This is a genomic window from Cytobacillus sp. EB106-05-05-XG126 (assembly GCF_058791715.1).
On sequence record NZ_JBYTDU010000002.1, the window covers coordinates 86,281 to 103,711 of the forward strand.

General features: G+C 41.4%; 13 protein-coding genes. 10 read left to right on the forward strand and 3 right to left on the reverse strand.

The features are described from left to right. The first annotated feature begins 35 nt into the window (after positions 1-35). Both AC3WTL_RS10910 and megL read left to right on the forward strand, forming a co-directional pair. Positions 36-1,904, forward strand: coding sequence for a sensor domain-containing diguanylate cyclase (locus AC3WTL_RS10910; RefSeq protein WP_492369420.1), 1,869 nt, complete (start codon positions 36-38; stop codon positions 1,902-1,904). A 142-nt stretch (positions 1,905-2,046) separates the two neighbouring features. Next, entirely contained in the window at positions 2,047-3,234 is a 1,188-nt protein-coding gene (megL, locus tag AC3WTL_RS10915; RefSeq protein ID WP_492369421.1) for a methionine gamma-lyase, read from the forward strand. Between the two features lie 49 nt (positions 3,235-3,283). Here megL and AC3WTL_RS10920 read toward each other — a convergent pair whose 3' ends face one another. Beyond that, positions 3,284-3,763 carry a GAF domain-containing protein gene (locus AC3WTL_RS10920; protein ID WP_048010852.1) on the reverse strand — a complete coding sequence of 160 codons (480 nt, stop codon included), beginning with the start codon at positions 3,761-3,763 and terminating at the stop codon, positions 3,284-3,286. 190 nt (positions 3,764-3,953) lie between these two features. Between AC3WTL_RS10920 and refZ the strand changes: the two genes are divergently transcribed. Next, positions 3,954-4,583 (forward strand): forespore capture DNA-binding protein RefZ, encoded by a 630-nt coding sequence (gene refZ, locus AC3WTL_RS10925; protein WP_492369422.1) that lies wholly within the window; start codon positions 3,954-3,956, stop codon positions 4,581-4,583. Here refZ and hisJ read toward each other — a convergent pair. Beyond that, complete coding sequence (gene hisJ / locus AC3WTL_RS10930; protein ID WP_226618236.1) at positions 4,580-5,374, reverse strand: histidinol-phosphatase HisJ; 795 nt, start codon at positions 5,372-5,374, stop codon at positions 4,580-4,582. The two genes, refZ and hisJ, sit on opposite strands and share 4 nt — an antisense overlap. 647 nt (positions 5,375-6,021) lie before the next feature. Between hisJ and ezrA the strand changes: the two genes are divergently transcribed. After that, positions 6,022-7,710, forward strand: a complete 1,689-nt coding sequence (gene ezrA / locus AC3WTL_RS10935) for a septation ring formation regulator EzrA (protein ID WP_163142262.1) — start codon at positions 6,022-6,024, stop codon at positions 7,708-7,710. Positions 7,711-8,162: 452 nt separating this feature from the next. Here the strand turns inward: ezrA and brnQ are convergent, their stop codons facing one another. Further along, positions 8,163-9,506, reverse strand: coding sequence for a branched-chain amino acid transport system II carrier protein (gene brnQ, locus AC3WTL_RS10940; RefSeq protein ID WP_492369423.1), 1,344 nt, complete (start codon positions 9,504-9,506; stop codon positions 8,163-8,165). Between the two features lie 329 nt (positions 9,507-9,835). Here brnQ and AC3WTL_RS10945 point away from each other — a divergent pair, with 329 nt between their 5' ends. The 6 genes from AC3WTL_RS10945 (at position 9,836) to rarD (ending at position 17,387) form a co-directional block, all read left to right on the forward strand. Then, positions 9,836-10,981, forward strand: coding sequence for a cysteine desulfurase family protein (locus AC3WTL_RS10945; RefSeq protein ID WP_492369424.1), 1,146 nt, complete (start codon positions 9,836-9,838; stop codon positions 10,979-10,981). After that, on the forward strand, positions 10,978-12,186 hold the full coding sequence (gene thiI / locus AC3WTL_RS10950; RefSeq protein WP_492369425.1) for a tRNA uracil 4-sulfurtransferase ThiI: 1,209 nt from the start codon (positions 10,978-10,980) through the stop codon (positions 12,184-12,186). Before AC3WTL_RS10945 ends, thiI begins: the two co-directional genes overlap by 4 nt. Before the next feature lie 333 nt (positions 12,187-12,519). Beyond that, on the forward strand, positions 12,520-12,723 hold the full coding sequence (locus tag AC3WTL_RS10955) for an alpha/beta-type small acid-soluble spore protein (protein WP_035330326.1): 204 nt from the start codon (positions 12,520-12,522) through the stop codon (positions 12,721-12,723). A gap of 173 nt (positions 12,724-12,896) precedes the next feature. Then, a complete protein-coding gene (mbcS, locus tag AC3WTL_RS10960; protein ID WP_048009305.1) occupies positions 12,897-14,486 on the forward strand; it encodes an acyl-CoA synthetase MbcS in 1,590 nt (529 codons plus the stop codon). Positions 14,487-14,729: 243 nt separating this feature from the next. Beyond that, positions 14,730-16,325: an amidohydrolase gene (locus AC3WTL_RS10965; protein WP_492369426.1), complete on the forward strand. Its 1,596-nt coding sequence runs from the start codon at positions 14,730-14,732 to the stop codon at positions 16,323-16,325. 129 nt (positions 16,326-16,454) lie between these two features. Then, positions 16,455-17,387 (forward strand): EamA family transporter RarD, encoded by a 933-nt coding sequence (gene rarD, locus AC3WTL_RS10970; RefSeq protein ID WP_492369427.1) that lies wholly within the window; start codon positions 16,455-16,457, stop codon positions 17,385-17,387. The last annotated feature ends 44 nt before the right edge of the window (positions 17,388-17,431 follow it).

Below are 17,431 nucleotides of genomic sequence, written 5' to 3' on the forward strand. Positions count from 1 at the left end.
TTCATGATCTGAGACATTTGATGGGTGATAAGAAGATGGATACACTTGAACACCAAATCATACTTAATTTAAAAAGCCGATTTTTTGATATTATCGATACGGAGAACGGTTTCTTTCATTATGAAAAATTACTGAATGAAATGCTTTCTGCCATTCAAGCCCTTACCGAAGCGGATGAAATAACTCTCTGCGTTTTTAATGAATGGAAGCAGGAGTTTTTTGCAGAAGCTTCCACAAATCCGGAGGCTTTAGATTCACGTGTTTTTTCGGGTGACTTAAATAGATGGGCTAAAACAACCAGAGAGTTCCAGAGGTTAGGCACGGAGATTACGGAAAAACAAATCATGATTCCTCTTTTAAAAGGAAACCAGCTGCTGGGCTGCATGATTCTAACAGGGGCATCTGGCTGTTTTCACACTTATCCAGAAAAAGTTTTTCAGGAACTTAGCGAAGAATGCGGGCAATTTCTTGATAAAGCTCAGGGTATGGCCAAAATTGCTTCTGAAGAGAAACGCTACAAACAGCTGTACCGCGTTACTGAGAAATTCCATTCTTCAATGGATATGGACATGGTACTGGGGGAAATTATCTTTACTCTCCAGGAAATGTACCCCACTTTTACCTATTATCTTCTGCTGTCGCAGGATAATAATAATCATGGTGATCTGCCTATTAGAGATCTTGAATATGACAGCGAAAACATCGCGGCCATGCAGGCTTATGTCACGGGGGCTGTTCAATTTGAAGATTCCCTGCAGGAAGTTCGCTCTATTCTGTATGCTCCCTTAAAAGGGAAACAGGGGGTTTATGGCGTGCTTCAGGTTATTGCACCTAATACCATCATATTCCCTAAAAATGAAATTGAATTTATAACGCTTCTGGCCAATACTGCAGGCAGTGCCCTGGAGAATGCACAGCTTTACCAGCAATCCAAGCGGCTTATAGCGGATCTTCAATTAATTAATGAAACATCCCATCGCCTGAACTCGAATTTGCGCCTTACAGAAACGATGAACTTTATGTCAGATCAGATTCTGCAGTCCTTTGATGCTGAAGAAGCCGGTTTCATCCTGATATCTGCTGATGCTTCTGATGTGAATATAATTCAGGGCAGTACTGAATTTTTTCATACCAAAGAGGCAGAAAGCTATATCCAGTATATGAAGGAAAAGATCATCAGGGAGAAAGAGTCTCTTTTTATTGGGGATTTTTCTTTACAGTCCAAGGGAGCGGCGGACTGCTATAAATCCATTATGGCGGTTCCGATGACCCAGTCTGGAGTATTAAAGGGATTTGCGCTTGTCTTGCACAGTTCTCCTTATCATTTTTCATTTGAAACATTCAAGCTGCTGCAATCATTGATTCATCATTCCACCCTTGCCTTTACCAATTCAATGCTGAGAGAAGAGCTCGAAAAGATGGTTGTAACGGATCACTTAACAAAGCTTTATTCACGAAGCTATCTGGATGATCGCATACATCAGTCCATGAATGAAGATCATGAAGGAACCTTTATGCTGGTTGATATAGATGATTTTAAATTGATCAATGATACATACGGACATCAGGTAGGCGATGAAATCATTATTCAAGTCGCCAATTTAATTAACAGCAATATTCGCGGCACTGATATAGGAGCAAGATGGGGCGGTGAGGAGCTGGCTCTTTACCTGCCCGGTGTATCATTGTCAGTGGGTGCTCTTATTGCTGAGCGGCTTGTCAGAAAGGTATGCCAGATTACAGATCCCAAAGTAACCATTTCTTGCGGAGTTTCGCATTGGAGCAGGGGAAATATAGATTCATATGCTGCGCTTTTTAAGCGGGCTGACAGGGCTTTATATACTGCCAAGAATACAGGTAAAAATAAAGTGGTACTTGAGTCGGCAGCAGATACATTTATATAGGGGACTGCCTTATAAAGAGGCAGTCTTTATTAATATTTTTCCAAAACAAATTACTTTCAAAAAATATGCTATTATCATATGCTGAAAGAGGAGCTTATTATAGTAAATAATGTAAGCGTTTTCAACGAAGGGGAGAGTTATAATGGATAGAAATCATCGGTTTAACTTCGAGACGCAGGTCATCCATGAAGGATACGATGCAGAAAGCTTCAAGGGAAGCCTGGCGCCGCCTATTTTCCAGACGTCAACTTTTACTTTTGAGACTGCACAGCAGGGGGAAAAGCGTTTTGCCGGTGAAGAAGAAGGCTATATTTATTCCCGTCTGGGCAATCCAACAGTAAAGATGCTGGAAGAAAGAATGGCCGCCCTTGAAAAGGGAGAAGCTGCCCTTGCTTTTGGTTCGGGCATGGCCGCGGTTTCAGCTGTTCTGTTTGCTTTAACCAAAACAGGTGATCATATCTTATGTTCACAGGGAGTGTATGGTTGTACATTTGGACTCCTGGAGATGATGGAGGAAAAATATAAAATCAGCCATGATTATTCAGCTATGGAATCAAAGCAGCAGCTGCTTGATCAAATAAAGCCTGAGACTGTCTGTATATATGTTGAAACTCCAATAAATCCAACAATGAAATTGGTGGATTTGAAGATGGTTGCAGAAGTAGGGAGGGAGAAAGGAATTCCAGTTGTGGTTGATAATACTTTCTGTTCTCCATATTTACAGAACCCGATTGAGCTGGGATGCGATATTGTCATTCATAGTGCGACAAAATACATCGGGGGTCATGGTGACGTAATTGCCGGCCTTGTTGTAGGCAGCAAAGAATTTTTGGATGAAGTAAGGATGACTACTCAAAAAGACATTGGGGGTATTATTTCACCTTTTGATGCCTGGCTGCTGCTGCGCGGCTTGAAAACACTTGCAGTCAGACTTGACAGGCACTGTGATAATGCTGAACAGCTTGCATCATACTTATTGGCGCATCCAAAAGTGGAAAAAGTTTATTTTCCCGGAGACAGCAGTAATACAGATTTTGATATTGCGCAAAAACAAATGAGAAAGCCGGGCGGGTTGATTTCCTTTACTCTAAAAGGAGATAAAGAGACTGCTCAGGAATTTATGAACAGGCTTAATCTAATAAAAATTGCCGTGAGTCTTGGAGATGCGGAGACATTAATTCAGCACCCTGCAACTATGACTCATGCAGTGGTTCCAAAGGAATACCGTGAAAAAATGGGCATTGAAGATACATTGCTGAGGCTTTCAGTCGGCCTTGAATCATGGGAAGATGTCAGGGAGGATCTTTCCCGGGCTCTTGAAGAAGTCTGATAAAAAAGAGATGGCCGTTTTTAAATGGCCATCTCTTTTTTGAAATCATTTACAGGAAGGATACAAGCACCTCTGAGAAGTCTTCCAGGTATTTCTGGTCAAGTGCATCAAACCGGTTTTTTTCTGGAGAATCAATATCCAGCACACCAAGAAGCTTGCCCTCTTTGACAAGCGGAATGACGATTTCGGACTGTGAAGCAGCGTCACAGGCGATATGTCCTGGGAATTGATGGACATCCTCAACACGGACAGTTTCCATTTGCTCTGCAGCTGTTCCGCACACGCCCTTGCCAAGGGGAATTCTTACACATGCAGGCAGGCCCTGAAATGGCCCGAGAACAAGCTCGCCTTCTTCCATCAGGTAAAACCCTACCCAGTTGGTACGTTCCAGGAATTGATTAAGAAGTGCCGATGCATTGCTTAAATTGGCAATGCTGTTCGTTTCTCCTTCAAGAAGAGCAGAGAGCTGTTTAATCAATAATTGATAATTTTCTTCACGGGTTCCCTTGTATGATTCGACACTAAACATCACAAATCACCTAGCTTTCTCAAAGATATATAAATTTCCTGGCAGATGAACAGGAAATTAGAAGGACATTGTCGAGAACTTTATAAAGGATAAGACGATTTTAGCAAGAATGTTTAATTATCACAACAAATCCGTTTATGAATTCGCGTGTTTGGACAGAAACTTTACAAAAGAAAGTGAGGCGGGAACTTTGAAGAAAAATTCAAAAGAGGCAATTGTGTCTGCCGCTATCTCCTTATTTAATACGAAGGGTTTTTCTGGGACTTCCATCCGTGATATTGCAGGCAAAGCTCATACGAATCCAGCGAATATCGCATACTATTTCGATAACAAACACGGGCTGCTTGAATATTGCTTTACTGCTTTTTTCGAAGGGTATATTCAGGAGATAGAGAAGGGGTTTTCATTTCTTGAGCAGGGGGCGGCTCTGAGCCTGAAAAAAATGGCGCAAAACATCATGGTTTATCAATTTGAGCATAGCCATTTAACAAGATTGATACTCAGGGAAATTTCAATAGATTCACAGGTGGTAAGAGAAATCATGTCCACTTATTTAGCAAAAGAAAAGTTTTATTTTGGCAGGGTGCTCGAAAGGGGCATGAAAACAAAAGAGTTCCGTAACCATTCAGCCAATTATATGATTATCCAACTGAAGGGACTCCTGTCCATGCCATTTCTGAACACGCATTATATGTCTGAAGTTCTGCATGTATTTCCTCATGAAAAATATTTCGCGGACAAATATACGAAAGAGATCTTCAACTGGGTTGATGGAGTCCTGTGCAATCATGCCGGAAAATCATATGCTGCTGTACTCTAAAGGTGTTTCATTCTATCAAGGCCCTGACCCATTTCCTTTGCCTGATGAGAATCGGATCCATATACCAGTGTAATGCCTTTTTGGGCCGCTGCTGCAGCAGCCCAGTCCGGAGGATAGGAATCCTTGCATAAAGGCTTGGCGAAACCGGCTCCATTATAGTCGAGTTCATAGCCATGAGTATGAACCTCATCAAGTATTTGGTTTATTTCCTCTCTAAATTCCCGATCAGCGGGATATTTTTTTTGGAATTTTTTTACCAGGGTGATATGCCCAATTCTTTTTGGTTTAAACGGTCCCAAATCTGCTTTTATAGATAAAAGCAGGGTGCGGAAATAATTCATATAAACTGCATCAATAGAACCATATTCTTCGATCATCTTTGCAAAAACATCCGGGCTGTAGTCCACGCATTCGTAGCGGCTGCCATGTTTTAGAAAATGTACAGATAAAATAGAATCATCCATGTATTTTCCATTTTTATCGAGGAATTCTGTAATCTCCCGTTCAAAGCCTTCAATGTAATCCACTTCAAGCCCCGCATTAATCCTGATTTTTCCGTGATAATCTGCTTTTATTCTTGAAATATCAGTAAAATAATTTTCAAGATTCTCCTTGCGCATCGCACTGTCCCGGGCAGGTGCCGGGTCCTCAAAGCCATCAGGGAGCGGAGCATGTTCGGTAAAAGAAATCTCCTTAAAACCCAGACTTATTGCTTTTTCAACATAATCTTCCAATGAATCTTTTGTCCCGTGCGGGCAATAGGGTGTGTGGATATGGCCGTCTTTTAACATATAAAGACCTTCCTTTCTGCAATGGTTTAATTGATGCAGTACTCAAGTCTCTTTTTTATATATCTCCTAAATAAAGAAGGAAATCATTTATAAAAAGCGAATTGTTTGTATTTGAACAGTTCATATAGTTCAATTAAAAAGGCGGTTTTCTGTTGCATATTATATATTAATTACTGAGTTGATTGCAGCGGAAGGTGCGAGATCCTCGAAAATGCATTCGCATTTTCTTCGTGCGGTGTTTACTCAAGGAAGCTTATTCAATGTCCTGCGGGAGTAGCGGGACAGGTGAGACCCCGCAGACGCGGAGCGTTGAGGAGGCTCACCGCCCGCCCCGCTGTTCGCTGAGCAGCCTGGAGCGGAAATCAACGGATAACATTGAAAGGCAAAAATAACAATTTATACGAAAAGAGCCTTGAAAGAAACATTAAAAAATTATAGATGCTATAGTTATTTTTCGAAAATAACATTTTAGAAGAGATATAAAAGAAGAAATTCATAAAAAAATGAAATAAATAGTCAAAAAATGTCGTTTACATGGTATCATAAAAGCATTGAAAATAACATGTGAAATAAAGAAACGCCTCACACTATTAAATAAAAACTTTATATATACATGCTGGCTCGGGAACAGAACAGGGGGCTTTAAAATGGAATACATAATTGGAGCTATAGCCATTCTTTTATGCCTATATCTCACCGGATATTTTTTTAAGAAAAAACATTACAAAGAAATTGACAGGCTGGAAACATGGAAGATGGACATAACGGACCGCCCAGTTTTAGATGAAATGTCTAGAGTGAAAAAGCTGAATATGACGGGGCAGACAGAGGAATTATTCGAACGCTGGAGAAATGAATGGGATGAAATAGTTACATCTCAGCTTCCAGATGTGGAAGAATTGTTATTTGATGCTGAAGAGAGCATAGATAAATACCGTTTTAAAAATTCCAAGGAAATTCAGCAGAGAATAGAAAAAAGGTTAACTGAGATAGAAGAAAACATCAAAAACCTGCTTGCTGAATTGAATGAACTGGTAGGCAGTGAAGAGAAAAATAGAGCGGAAATTGAAGAATTGAAAGAAATGTACCGCCAATGCAAAAAGTCTCTCCTTGCACACCGCCATACATTCGGCAAATCTGAAAAAATTCTTGAAGAACAGCTGGATGAAGCATTGGCCAAATTTGAAGAATTCGATGACAAAACCGAAAAGGGCAATTACCTTGAAGCACGTGAAATCCTTCTTATAATCAAAGCGCTGATTGAGGATTCTCAAGCCAAAATGGAAGCTATACCAAGTTTGATGGTTGACTGTCAATCCAAGATCCCTTCCGAGCTGGAAGAGCTGAGAGACGGATACAAGGAAATGCTGGAGCAGGGATATCTGCTTGATCACCTGCAAATAGATAAAGAAATTGAAAGGCTTGAAGAACAAGTAAATGTATATGCAGGCTCCATTGATCAGGCACAAATTGAAGAAGTTCAAACAGGAGTCGAAGAGATTAAAGATAATATTGAACATCTGTACGATCTGCTCGAAAAGGAAGTACATGCCAGACATTACTTAAGCCAGCAGGATGAGGCAACAAGAACCATGCTTTATAATAACCGTGATATGAACAATAAGCTAAAGACAGAGATAGCGGCTGTCCGGAATAGCTATCATGTTCCAGAAAAGGATCTTGAAATTCAAATCCACCTGGAGAAAAAAATAAGCCAGCTGTTCAAAAAATTCGAAGTGCTGGAGCATAAGATTAACAGCCAAAATACTCCCCATACACTTCTGAGAGAAGAGCTGGCGGAAGTCAAGGAACACATTGAGGAGATTTCAGATGAGCAGACAGCCTTTGCCGAAAAGCTTCAGGCCTTACGAAAAGACGAAATGTCTGCAAGGGAAAAAGTAAAAGAATTAAGCAAGAAAGTGGCAGAAACAATAAGGCTTATCTCTAAAAACAACGTGCCTGGAGTTTCACAGGAATATAAATATTTGATCCAGGATGCGAAAGAAAGCATAGATAATGTGCTGGCTAAGCTCGATGAAAAACCATTGAATATTCCTTCGGTCCAGCAATATCTTGAAGTTGCGGTGCTGACTGTTGATAAGGCTGCTGATTCTGTGGGTGATATGATTGAGACGATTCTTCTAGCTGAGAAAGTCATCCAATATGGCAACCGATACAGAAGCAGATATCCATCTATTGATAATGGATTAAGGGAAGCAGAGGCTTCATTCAGAAGTTATGAATATAAAAAAGCATTGGAGCAGGCTGCCTCTTCAATTGAAGAAGTCGAGCCGGGTGCGATCAAGAGAATTGAAGAATTAATAACTGAACAATAAAAAAACAGATCCGATTATCGGATCTGTTTTTTTAAAAAGGAATCTATCCGGCTCCATGCGCCGATAAGCGTGCGCATGGAGCTTCTTGATCGCAGTCTAACGGGCAGTAAGGCCCCCACTTCAAGAGTCAGCGGAATCAATCGAGAATAAGTGGGGATCAAACTGCCCGTAAAGGCCCGAAATAAGGTCAAAGACTAAGAACGCCACGTCCTGTGGCAACGTCTTTGTGACCCACCTCCTGTGGGCCTCAACTAACAATCAGCAGGGAGAGAAGCGCTCCCTGCTGATTGAAGTTTCACTTTATCGCAGTCTAACGGGCAGTAAGACCCCCCACTTCGAGACTCAGCGGAATCAGAGGAGGAAAAGTGGTGTCAAACTGCCCGTAAAGGCCCGATTGGTTCAACTAACAATCAGCAGGGAGAAAAGCGCCTGCTGATTGAAGTTTCACTTTATTATTCGTTCCCAGCAATTGTTTTTTTCGACTCCCCAACAGCAATTGCCAGGAAGTAGCCTATAACAGCTCCAGCAATGGCAGGCACAATCCAGCCGATACCCTCAGCAAAGAATGGGAGGAATTGAAGTGAGTCTGTGATAAAGGATACGTCCATTCCAGCTGTTTTCAAGCCATCCACAAAACTGATTAATCCTGTTGGAATTAATGCCCCGATATATACCACTGAGTAGCCATTAAAGGCATTGTGCATAAACGATAGAAGTATCAGCACGATGGCCAGAGGATAAATGATGATCAAAATTGGCAATGAAAGCTGAATCAACTGAGTTAAACCAATATTTGCAACCACCATACTGAACAGTGAAAGGATGATTACAATGGTTTTATATGATATTTTGGGGAGCAGTTTATGAAAGTATTGCGCACAAGCGGAAACGAGTCCGATTGAGGTTGTCAGGCATGCTACCGTTATGGCGAGCCCAAGGATCACTGCTCCCGCTGATCCAAATAGAAAATGAGAAGCGGCAGATAGGATAGCGCCGCCATTATCGAATTCACCTATAGCTTCCGCACTTGTTGCCCCGATATATGCAAGAGATAAATATACTGCCGCAAGACCGGCAGCCGCTATCAGTCCGGCAGTAATGCAAATTTTCATAAGTGAATGTTTATTTGTCACACCCATACCCTGTATTGAACTGATAACGATAATACCGAATACCAGAGCTGCAATTGTATCCATCGTCAAGTAGCCTTCAATGAAGCCTTTAAAGAACGGCCCCTCTGCATATGCTCCCACTGGAGCCTGCAATTCGCCCATAGGAGTAATGATGCTTTTTATAACCAGAACAGCAAGGATAATGAGCAAGGCAGGTGTGAAAATATTGCCAATTCTATCCACTAATTTCGATGGATTGAGAGAAAGCCATGCTGTGATGCCAAAAAAGGCTATGGTATAAACCAATAACGGGAAAGCACTATTGGAAGCGGTTTCAGGCAAGAACGGAGTAACCCCAATTTCATAAGCAACTGTCCCTGTACGCGGGATTCCGAAAAATGGTCCAATGGCTAAGTACATAATAATAGTAAAAATCATTCCGTATAAAGGGTGTACACGGCTTGCAATTGTCTGTAAATCACCATTTTTGGCAATGGCGATAATACCTAGCAACGGCAATCCAACCCCTGTGATTAGAAATCCAATAATAGCAGTCCATACACTTGTGCCGGCAGCTTGTCCCAGGAAGGGAGGAAAAATCATATTTCCTGCCCCAAAGAATAGGGCAAATAACATGAGTCCGACGGCGAGAATTTGTTTTGGTGCTAATGTTTTATTCTCCATATATATCCTCCTGAAATAGTTCCATATCATAATGTTTAGAACATTTTCATATTAGCACAGGAACTAAAAAAAATGTCGAAAAAATTCGAAGTCTTAATATTTAGTATTTTATAATAATGAAGTTGAAATGTACGGTGCTCAAATTACAATAATATCAGCTTTCCACGTGAAAATTAATCCATTCATTTGGTTAAACTGTTCAAATTTGCTTAATTTAAATAGTAAAGAATTTATTTGGTTCAAAGGCTTCAATTACATTTCCAATCTTCGCTAGTTATGATATGATTTAAAGTTGGCTAAAGGGTTATCGGAACGGAAAGGAGAAGACCGTGATTTATTTAGATAACAGTGCAACAACTAAACCATATAAAGAAGTGCTTGATTCTTTTATAAAGGTTTCTGCAGAATATTTTGGGAATCCCTCTTCCCTGCACGAATTTGGAGGTAAGGCAGAGAGGCTGCTGATGCAAGCGCGTGAGCAAATTGCCCAATTGCTGAATGTTAAGAACAACGAAGTGTATTTCACATCCGGAGGAACAGAAAGCAATAACCTTGCTATAAAAGGAACTGCATTAATGCATAGAAAAAGAGGCAGCCATATTATCACCACCGGACTGGAACATGCTTCTGTAAGGGAGACTGCAGATCAGCTGAAGGAATTGGGCTATCGAATTAGCGTAATTGAACCGGACAGTAAAGGTATTGTCCATGCTGAAGACATTGAAAACGAAATTACACAGGAAACTGTCTTAGTCTCTGTTATGCACGTAAATAATGAAATTGGTTCCATTCAGCCTATAAATGAAATAGGTGAGATGCTGAAGAAACATGCGAGGGTCATATTCCATGTAGACCATGTCCAGGGAATCGGCAAGGTGCCCCTTGACCTTTATCAGGCCCACGTGGATCTGTGTACGATTTCGGCTCATAAATTCCACGGTTTGAAGGGGAATGGGGTTTTGTACATTCGTGATGGACTTCGTCTTTCGCCGCTGCTCTCCGGGGGCAATCAGGAATGGAAAATGAGAAGCGGCACAGAAAATGTAGCTGGCATTGTAGCAATGGCAAAGGCCCTAAGGCTTACGATGAATAATATGGAAAGTCACTTAAGCCGGCTTACATCCATTAAAACCTATATTATGGAGGAGGTGGGAAGTATTGAGGGTGTTACAGTTCATACCCCTGAAAATAATTCTGCTCCCCACATCGTCAATTTCTCCATAAAAGGATTCAAAGCGGAGGTATTTGTCCACGCTTTAGAAGAGCGCGGAATTTTTATTTCAACTACAAGTGCCTGCTCTTCGAAGAAATCTGCTGCCAGCAGTACCCTGATGGCTATGGGAATTCCTGAAAAGGATGCGAAAAGTGCAGTCAGGGTCAGTTTGTCTTATGATAATACGAAGGAAGAGGCAGAGACTTTTATACAGGCGGTAAAAGAGACCGTTATTAGGCTAAGAGAGGTTATGAAATCATGATAAATTATGACCGTATACTTATACGATATGGAGAAATCTCCACAAAAGGCAGAAACCGTAATAAATTTGTCGATAAACTAAGAAAAAGTATATACGATGTGCTGAATGAATTTCCCGGCATCAAGATAGAATCTACAAGAGACCGAATGTACGTTGTGTTGAATGGTGCTGATGGCAGGGAGGTTGCTGATCGCCTTAAAGGCATCTTTGGCATTCAGTCATTTAGTCCTGCTGTGAAAATCAATAAAGATATCGAAGAAATGAAAGCAGCAGCATTGGCATTGTTTTTAAAACACTTTGATGAAGGAAAGACCTTCAAGATTACAGCTAAAAGAGCCGATAAAAGCTTCCCTTTAAATACTGACGAACTTAATCATGAATTTGGCGGACACCTCCTGAAGAATGTGCCGGGTCTAAAAGTGAACGTAAAAAAACCGGATATTAATCTGCAGATTGAAGTTCGCGAAGAAGCGGCTTACTTATCATGCGAAACCATTGAGGGGGCTGGCGGACTTCCTGCAGGTTCGAGCGGTAAAGCCATGCTTATGCTCTCGGGAGGAATTGACAGCCCGGTAGCAGGTTACTTATCCATGAAGAGAGGATTGGAAATTGAAGCTGTCCATTTTCACAGCCCGCCTTTCACCAGTGAGCGTGCAAAGCAAAAAGTAATTGATTTGACAGAAAAACTTTCGAATATTGCTGGAACCGTTGTTCTCCATATTGTCCCATTTACAGAAATCCAGCAGTTGATCCATCAGCAGGTTCCGTCGAATTATACTATGACAGCAACAAGACGATTAATGCTCCGAATCACTGATGAAATCCGCGATAAAAACGATGGCCTGGCCATTATAACCGGGGAAAGCCTTGGACAGGTAGCAAGCCAGACACTAGAGAGCATGTTTGCCATTAACGATGTTACGACAACACCTATCCTGCGGCCGCTGATCACAACGGATAAATCAGAAATCATCGACATTGCCCAAACCATCGATACACACGATATATCGATCAGGCCTTTTGAAGATTGCTGTACCGTTTTTGTTCCTTCATCACCCAAAACAAAACCAAAACGCGACAAAGTCCGCCGCTTTGAAAGCTTTGTTGATTTTGAACCTCTAATCGCAAAAGCAGTCGAAGGGACCGAAAAGCTGGTTATTAAACCTCAATCGCGCAATGAAGAATCTTTTGGGGAATTATTTTAATTTTACATTCGGGATAATGTTTAAAGTGCTATATGGAACAGGTTTTATTTTGATGAGTTGATTGTAGCGGAGAGCGCTTGATCCTCGAAAATGCTGAAGCATTTTCTTCGTGCGGTGTTCATTCGGGGAAGCATATTCAATGTCCTGCGGGAGGCTCCCGTTCCTCCCCGCGAAAAGCAAGTGGCCCATGCTGAAATCAACGGGCCTCATCTAAATGCTAAAACAGCAATTGTTAATTTAACTTCAAAAAAATAATACAACAATTACCAATTAATTAGTGTATATGGCCATGTGATTCTACACATTCTATACTCACAAGGAGGTGAAAATCACATGGCAAACAACAACAGCTCAAACCAACTTCTAGTTCCTGGAGTACAACAAGCTCTTGACCAAATGAAGTACGAAATCGCTACTGAATTCGGTGTAAACCTTGGTGCTGAAACTACTTCTCGCGCTAACGGTTCTGTAGGTGGAGAAATCACTAAGCGTTTAGTTCAAATGGCTGAACAGCAATTAGGCGGTTTCCAAAGATAATTAAATAATATGGCTACAAGGAGCAGGAATTATTCCTGCTCCTTATTTTTGTGCAAAAATTATTTTTCAAAAAATAAATAATTTTAAATTTTATAATAATTTAGTATAATAATTTCTATAGATTACGCATCAGGATCAGACACCAGCAAATGAAATTGTCAGGGGGAGATTTGATGAAACGGGAAGACTTAATTGCACCGGAGAAATACAATCTCGTATCAGAAATGGAGCGGTTTGCCGGAAATAAGGACAAACTTGCAATAAAGTGGGAAAATGAGCAGGGAGAAAAGAAAGAGATTACATACAGTGAACTGATCCTTAATGCAAATAAAATTGGAAACGTTTTCTTGGAAAATGGTCTTAATAAAGGAGATGTTATTCTGATCATTGTTCCAAGACTGATTGAAGCATATCAGGTTTACATTGCATCATTGAAAGCAGGAATTGTCGTCATACCAAGTTCAGAAATGCTTCGATCGAAAGATCTGCAATACCGCATTAATCATGGCGATGTTAAAGCGATCGTAAGTTATTATCCATATGTTGACCAATTTAAAGATATTAAGGAAGCAGAAGTCCTGCCGAAATTTGTGATAGGCGGAAATTCAGATGGCTGGATCAGTCTGGACGAGGAAATGAAACAGTCTTCACCGGAACTTTCATTGGCTGACACGTCCCGGGATGACATGGCATTTCTTTCATATACATCTGGAACAACCGGAAACCCTAAAGGTGTCGTACATACACATGGCTGGGCATTTGCACACCTAAAAACAGCAGCACCGAACTGGTTATGTATTAATGAAGGTGATACAGTATGGGCAACTGCTGGCCCTGGCTGGCAAAAGTGGATCTGGAGCCCGTTCCTTTCCGTTCTTGGTTCTGGTGCCACCGGAGTTGTCTACAATGGAAAGTTTGAGCCGAAAAAATACTTGCAGCTATTAGAAGATTATCAGGTAAATGTCCTTTGCTGCACACCGACTGAATACAGGCTGATGGCAAAGGCTGACAATATACATGAATACAAGCTGCCAACCCTTCATAGTGCTGTTTCGGCGGGTGAACCGCTCAACAGGGAAGTGATTGATACATTTAAGAAGCATTTTAACGTGAATGTCCGTGATGGGTATGGACAGACTGAAAATACCCTGCTTGTCGGCATTACAAAGGATATGGAGCTAAAAGCTGGATCAATGGGCAAACCGACTCCTGGCAACAGAGTCGACATTATAAATGAAGACGGTGAAATATGTGCTGTGGGTGAGACAGGAGATATCGCTGTCCATATAGAAACTCCTGCACTCTTTAAAAATTATTATAAAGACCCGGAAAGAACTGCTATGCAATTCCGCGGTGATTACTATATTACCGGAGATAAAGCTAAGAAAGATGAAGATGGCTATTTCTGGTTTGAAGGACGCGGTGATGATATTATTATCAGCTCAGGCTATACGATCGGACCATTCGAGGTGGAAGACGCACTTGTAAAGCATCCGTATGTAGCAGAATGTGCAGTTGTAGGAAGTCCTGATGAAGTGCGCGGATCGATCGTTAAAGCATTTGTTGTATTAAGGGAGGGTGTCGACCAAAAAGATCCTAACCTTGTTTCCCAGCTCCAGGAGCATGTAAAAGAGCTGACAGCTCCTTATAAATATCCTCGGAAAATTGAGTTTTTATCTGAGCTGCCAAAAACGACTTCTGGAAAAATCATGCGTGTGGAATTGCGTAAAAAAGAAGCGGAAACTGCTTCAGCGCAAAACTGAATGCTTTGAAAAATACAGGCGGAATTCCGCCTGTATTTTTGTTATACTATGGTAAATGTGAACTTTTATCGCAGTCTAACGGGCAGTAAGACCCCCACTTCAAGACTCAGCGTAATCAAAGGAAGAATAAGTGGGGGTCAAACTGCCCGTAAAGGCCCGATTGGTTCAACTAACAATCAGTTGGGATAAAGAACCCCCCACTGATTGAAGTTTCACTTTACTTATTAAAGGAGAAAAGATTATATGGGAACGCTATGGCACGGGGGGCCGATATATACCCTTCAGCAGGAAGGCCATCAAATAGAGGCCGTTTTTACAGAAGGCAGCCAAATTATTGAAATTGGCGCTTTAGGAGATTTAAGGGGTAAGTATAAAGAAGAGATTCAAAAGGAAATCGATCTGCAGGGAAGCACCATGCTGCCGGGATTTGTGGATAGCCATATGCATCTCATCGGGCATGGCGAAAGGCTGATAAGGCTCGACTTATCTGAGCACACATCAAAGCAGGAAGTTCTTCAGGCTGTTAAGCAATTTTCTGAGACAATAGAAGAAGGAGAGTGGGTCATTGGGGAAGGCTGGAATGAAAATTTATGGGATCAGCCGGAGCCTATATATGCTTCAGAGCTGGACCAATATGTTCCCAATCACCCTGTTATGCTGAAACGTGTGTGCAGACATGCTCTTGCAGTCAATTCTCTTGGATTATCCAAAGCAAATATTACTGAAAATACTGAATGTCCTCCAGGAGGAGTAATTGAAAAAGATGAACTTGGAAAACTCAATGGACTTTTGAAGGATCAGGCCCAAGATCTTTTATACAATGTGATGCCTTCTGTCTCAGAAGGCTATTTAAGGAAGGCGCTTCACGCTGCCATTCATGATGCCTATAAGCTTGGATTGACAGGAGGACATACTGAGGATCTCAATTATTACGGAGGGTTCTCCCAGACCTATCAGGCCTTCAGGCAGGTAATTGAGGAGGAAGGTCTTTCTTTCCGGGCACATCTGCTGGTTCATCATGAAGTTGCTGATGAAATGAAGGAATCAGGCGGAGGATTTTTAGCGGGAAGTAAACATATAGAGTTTGGTGCTATGAAGATATTTGCCGATGGGGCTTTAGGGGGAAGGACGGCTTTACTAAGTCATCCCTATGCAGATGATCCATCCACTTCGGGAGTTGCTATTTTTTCACAGGAGCAGCTTGATGCCTTAGTGGAGAAAGCCCGCAACCATGAAATGCCGGTTGCCATCCATACGATTGGAGATTTGGCATTTGAAATGGCATTAAATGCAATAGAAAAGCATCCATTGGAAGGTCTGGGGCGAGACAGACTGATTCATGCACAAATATTGCGCAAGGAGCTTATTGAAAGGGCTAAAAAACTGCCTTTAATCCTTGATATCCAGCCGAGATTTACAGCCTCCGACTTTCCTTGGGTGATCGACCGAATTGGTGAAGAAAATATGGAGTATTGCTACGCATGGAAGACACTGCTGAAAGAAGGAGTACATTGTGCAGGAGGCTCTGACGCACCAATTGAGCCAGCCAATCCATTTCTTGGTATTCATGCAGCTGTAACGAGAACAAACATAGATGATCCGCATAACACAGTCTATTATCCAAGTGAGGCATTATCTGTGTATGAAGCAGTATGCTTATTCACAAAAGGCAGTGCATATGCTGCCTCCCATGAAAATGATAGAGGCGTCATACAAGAAGGGTATCTGGCAGATTTCACTATTTTAAATGAAGATATTTTTAAAATGCCAATAGGGCAAATTGCAGCCGTTACCGTTAACAAAACCGTTATTGATGGAAAAATAGTATACGAAAGATAAATGAAAATGTCAGGTGCCTATCCAATAGGTGCCTGACATTCTTTTTGGCAGGAAAAAATGATTGCAAACATTTTCAAGGCGGGCTTATAATATAAATATTTCGATACTAGAAAGAATTGAGGAAATGCAATGAAAAATAATGAAGTGCAAATGGGAGCTCTATACGCAGGGTTTGCGTACTTTTTATGGGGCATTTTACCTATTTATTGGAAGTTAGTGGACCACGTGCAGGCAGATGAAATTTTGGCTAACCGGATTTTTTGGTCATTCTTCTTTATGCTGATTATTCTGCTGGCCTCAAAAAAGTGGAATGCTTTTGCTGCAACACTTAAAGGATTTAAAACAAACAAAAAGCAGCTTTTCGCCCTTGTGATTGCCTCCATTCTAATCAGCACTAACTGGTTTTTATATATTTGGGCGGTCAATACCGATCAGATGATTGAGGCCAGTCTCGGCTATTATATTAATCCTCTCGTAAGTGTGATTCTGGGCATGCTGGTTTTTAAAGAGAAACTATCACCTGCGCAATATGTATCTTTTGGGTTTGCGTTTGCCGGAGTTATGATTTTGACTGTCAGCTATGGGCGGTTCCCCTGGATAGCCATTGTTCTCGCATTATCCTTTGGCCTTTACGGGCTGGCCAAAAAGCTTATAAAAGTGGATTCGGCTATTGGCTTAACGCTGGAAACGTTAGTAGTGACTCCGCTCGCATTTATTTATATGGTGATGCTTTTTATGAATGATAAGCAGGCTTTTCTGCATGTTTCGATAAGCACAGACTTCCTTCTTATTGGGGCAGGCGCAGCCACAGCAGTGCCGCTCTTGTACTTTGCCAAAGGTGCTCAAAAGATACCGATGTCCATGCTTGGCTTTCTGCAGTATATTGCGCCGACAATTACGCTGATTCTGGGAATTTTCGTTTATCATGAGCACTTTACAAAACTTCACATGCTTTCCTTTATGTTTATCTGGCTGGCTTTAACGATTTACTCTGTTTCGAGGACAAAGCTTTTTGCCCATCGGGAAACAAAACTAAAGCGCGGAAAAGGTATTGGCATATAGAAAAAAGAGTTTCGCACGGACATGCTGGTATTATCCCCTTCAGG

Excerpts from the sequence above, each read along its gene's own strand:
- AC3WTL_RS10955 (WP_035330326.1), top strand. The coding sequence starts at position 12,520 with ATGGCAAACAACAACAGCTCAAACCAACTTCTAGTTCCTGGAGTACAA.
- AC3WTL_RS10965 (WP_492369426.1), top strand. The coding sequence starts at position 14,730 with ATGGGAACGCTATGGCACGGGGGGCCGATATATACCCTTCAGCAGGAA.
- ezrA (WP_163142262.1), top strand. The coding sequence starts at position 6,022 with ATGGAATACATAATTGGAGCTATAGCCATTCTTTTATGCCTATATCTC.
- AC3WTL_RS10920 (WP_048010852.1), bottom strand. The coding sequence starts at position 3,763 with ATGTTTAGTGTCGAATCATACAAGGGAACCCGTGAAGAAAATTATCAA.
- AC3WTL_RS10910 (WP_492369420.1), top strand. The coding sequence starts at position 36 with ATGGATACACTTGAACACCAAATCATACTTAATTTAAAAAGCCGATTT.
- brnQ (WP_492369423.1), bottom strand. The coding sequence starts at position 9,506 with ATGGAGAATAAAACATTAGCACCAAAACAAATTCTCGCCGTCGGACTC.
- megL (WP_492369421.1), top strand. The coding sequence starts at position 2,047 with ATGGATAGAAATCATCGGTTTAACTTCGAGACGCAGGTCATCCATGAA.
- hisJ (WP_226618236.1), bottom strand. The coding sequence starts at position 5,374 with ATGTTAAAAGACGGCCATATCCACACACCCTATTGCCCGCACGGGACA.
- thiI (WP_492369425.1), top strand. The coding sequence starts at position 10,978 with ATGATAAATTATGACCGTATACTTATACGATATGGAGAAATCTCCACA.
- mbcS (WP_048009305.1), top strand. The coding sequence starts at position 12,897 with ATGAAACGGGAAGACTTAATTGCACCGGAGAAATACAATCTCGTATCA.
- rarD (WP_492369427.1), top strand. The coding sequence starts at position 16,455 with ATGAAAAATAATGAAGTGCAAATGGGAGCTCTATACGCAGGGTTTGCG.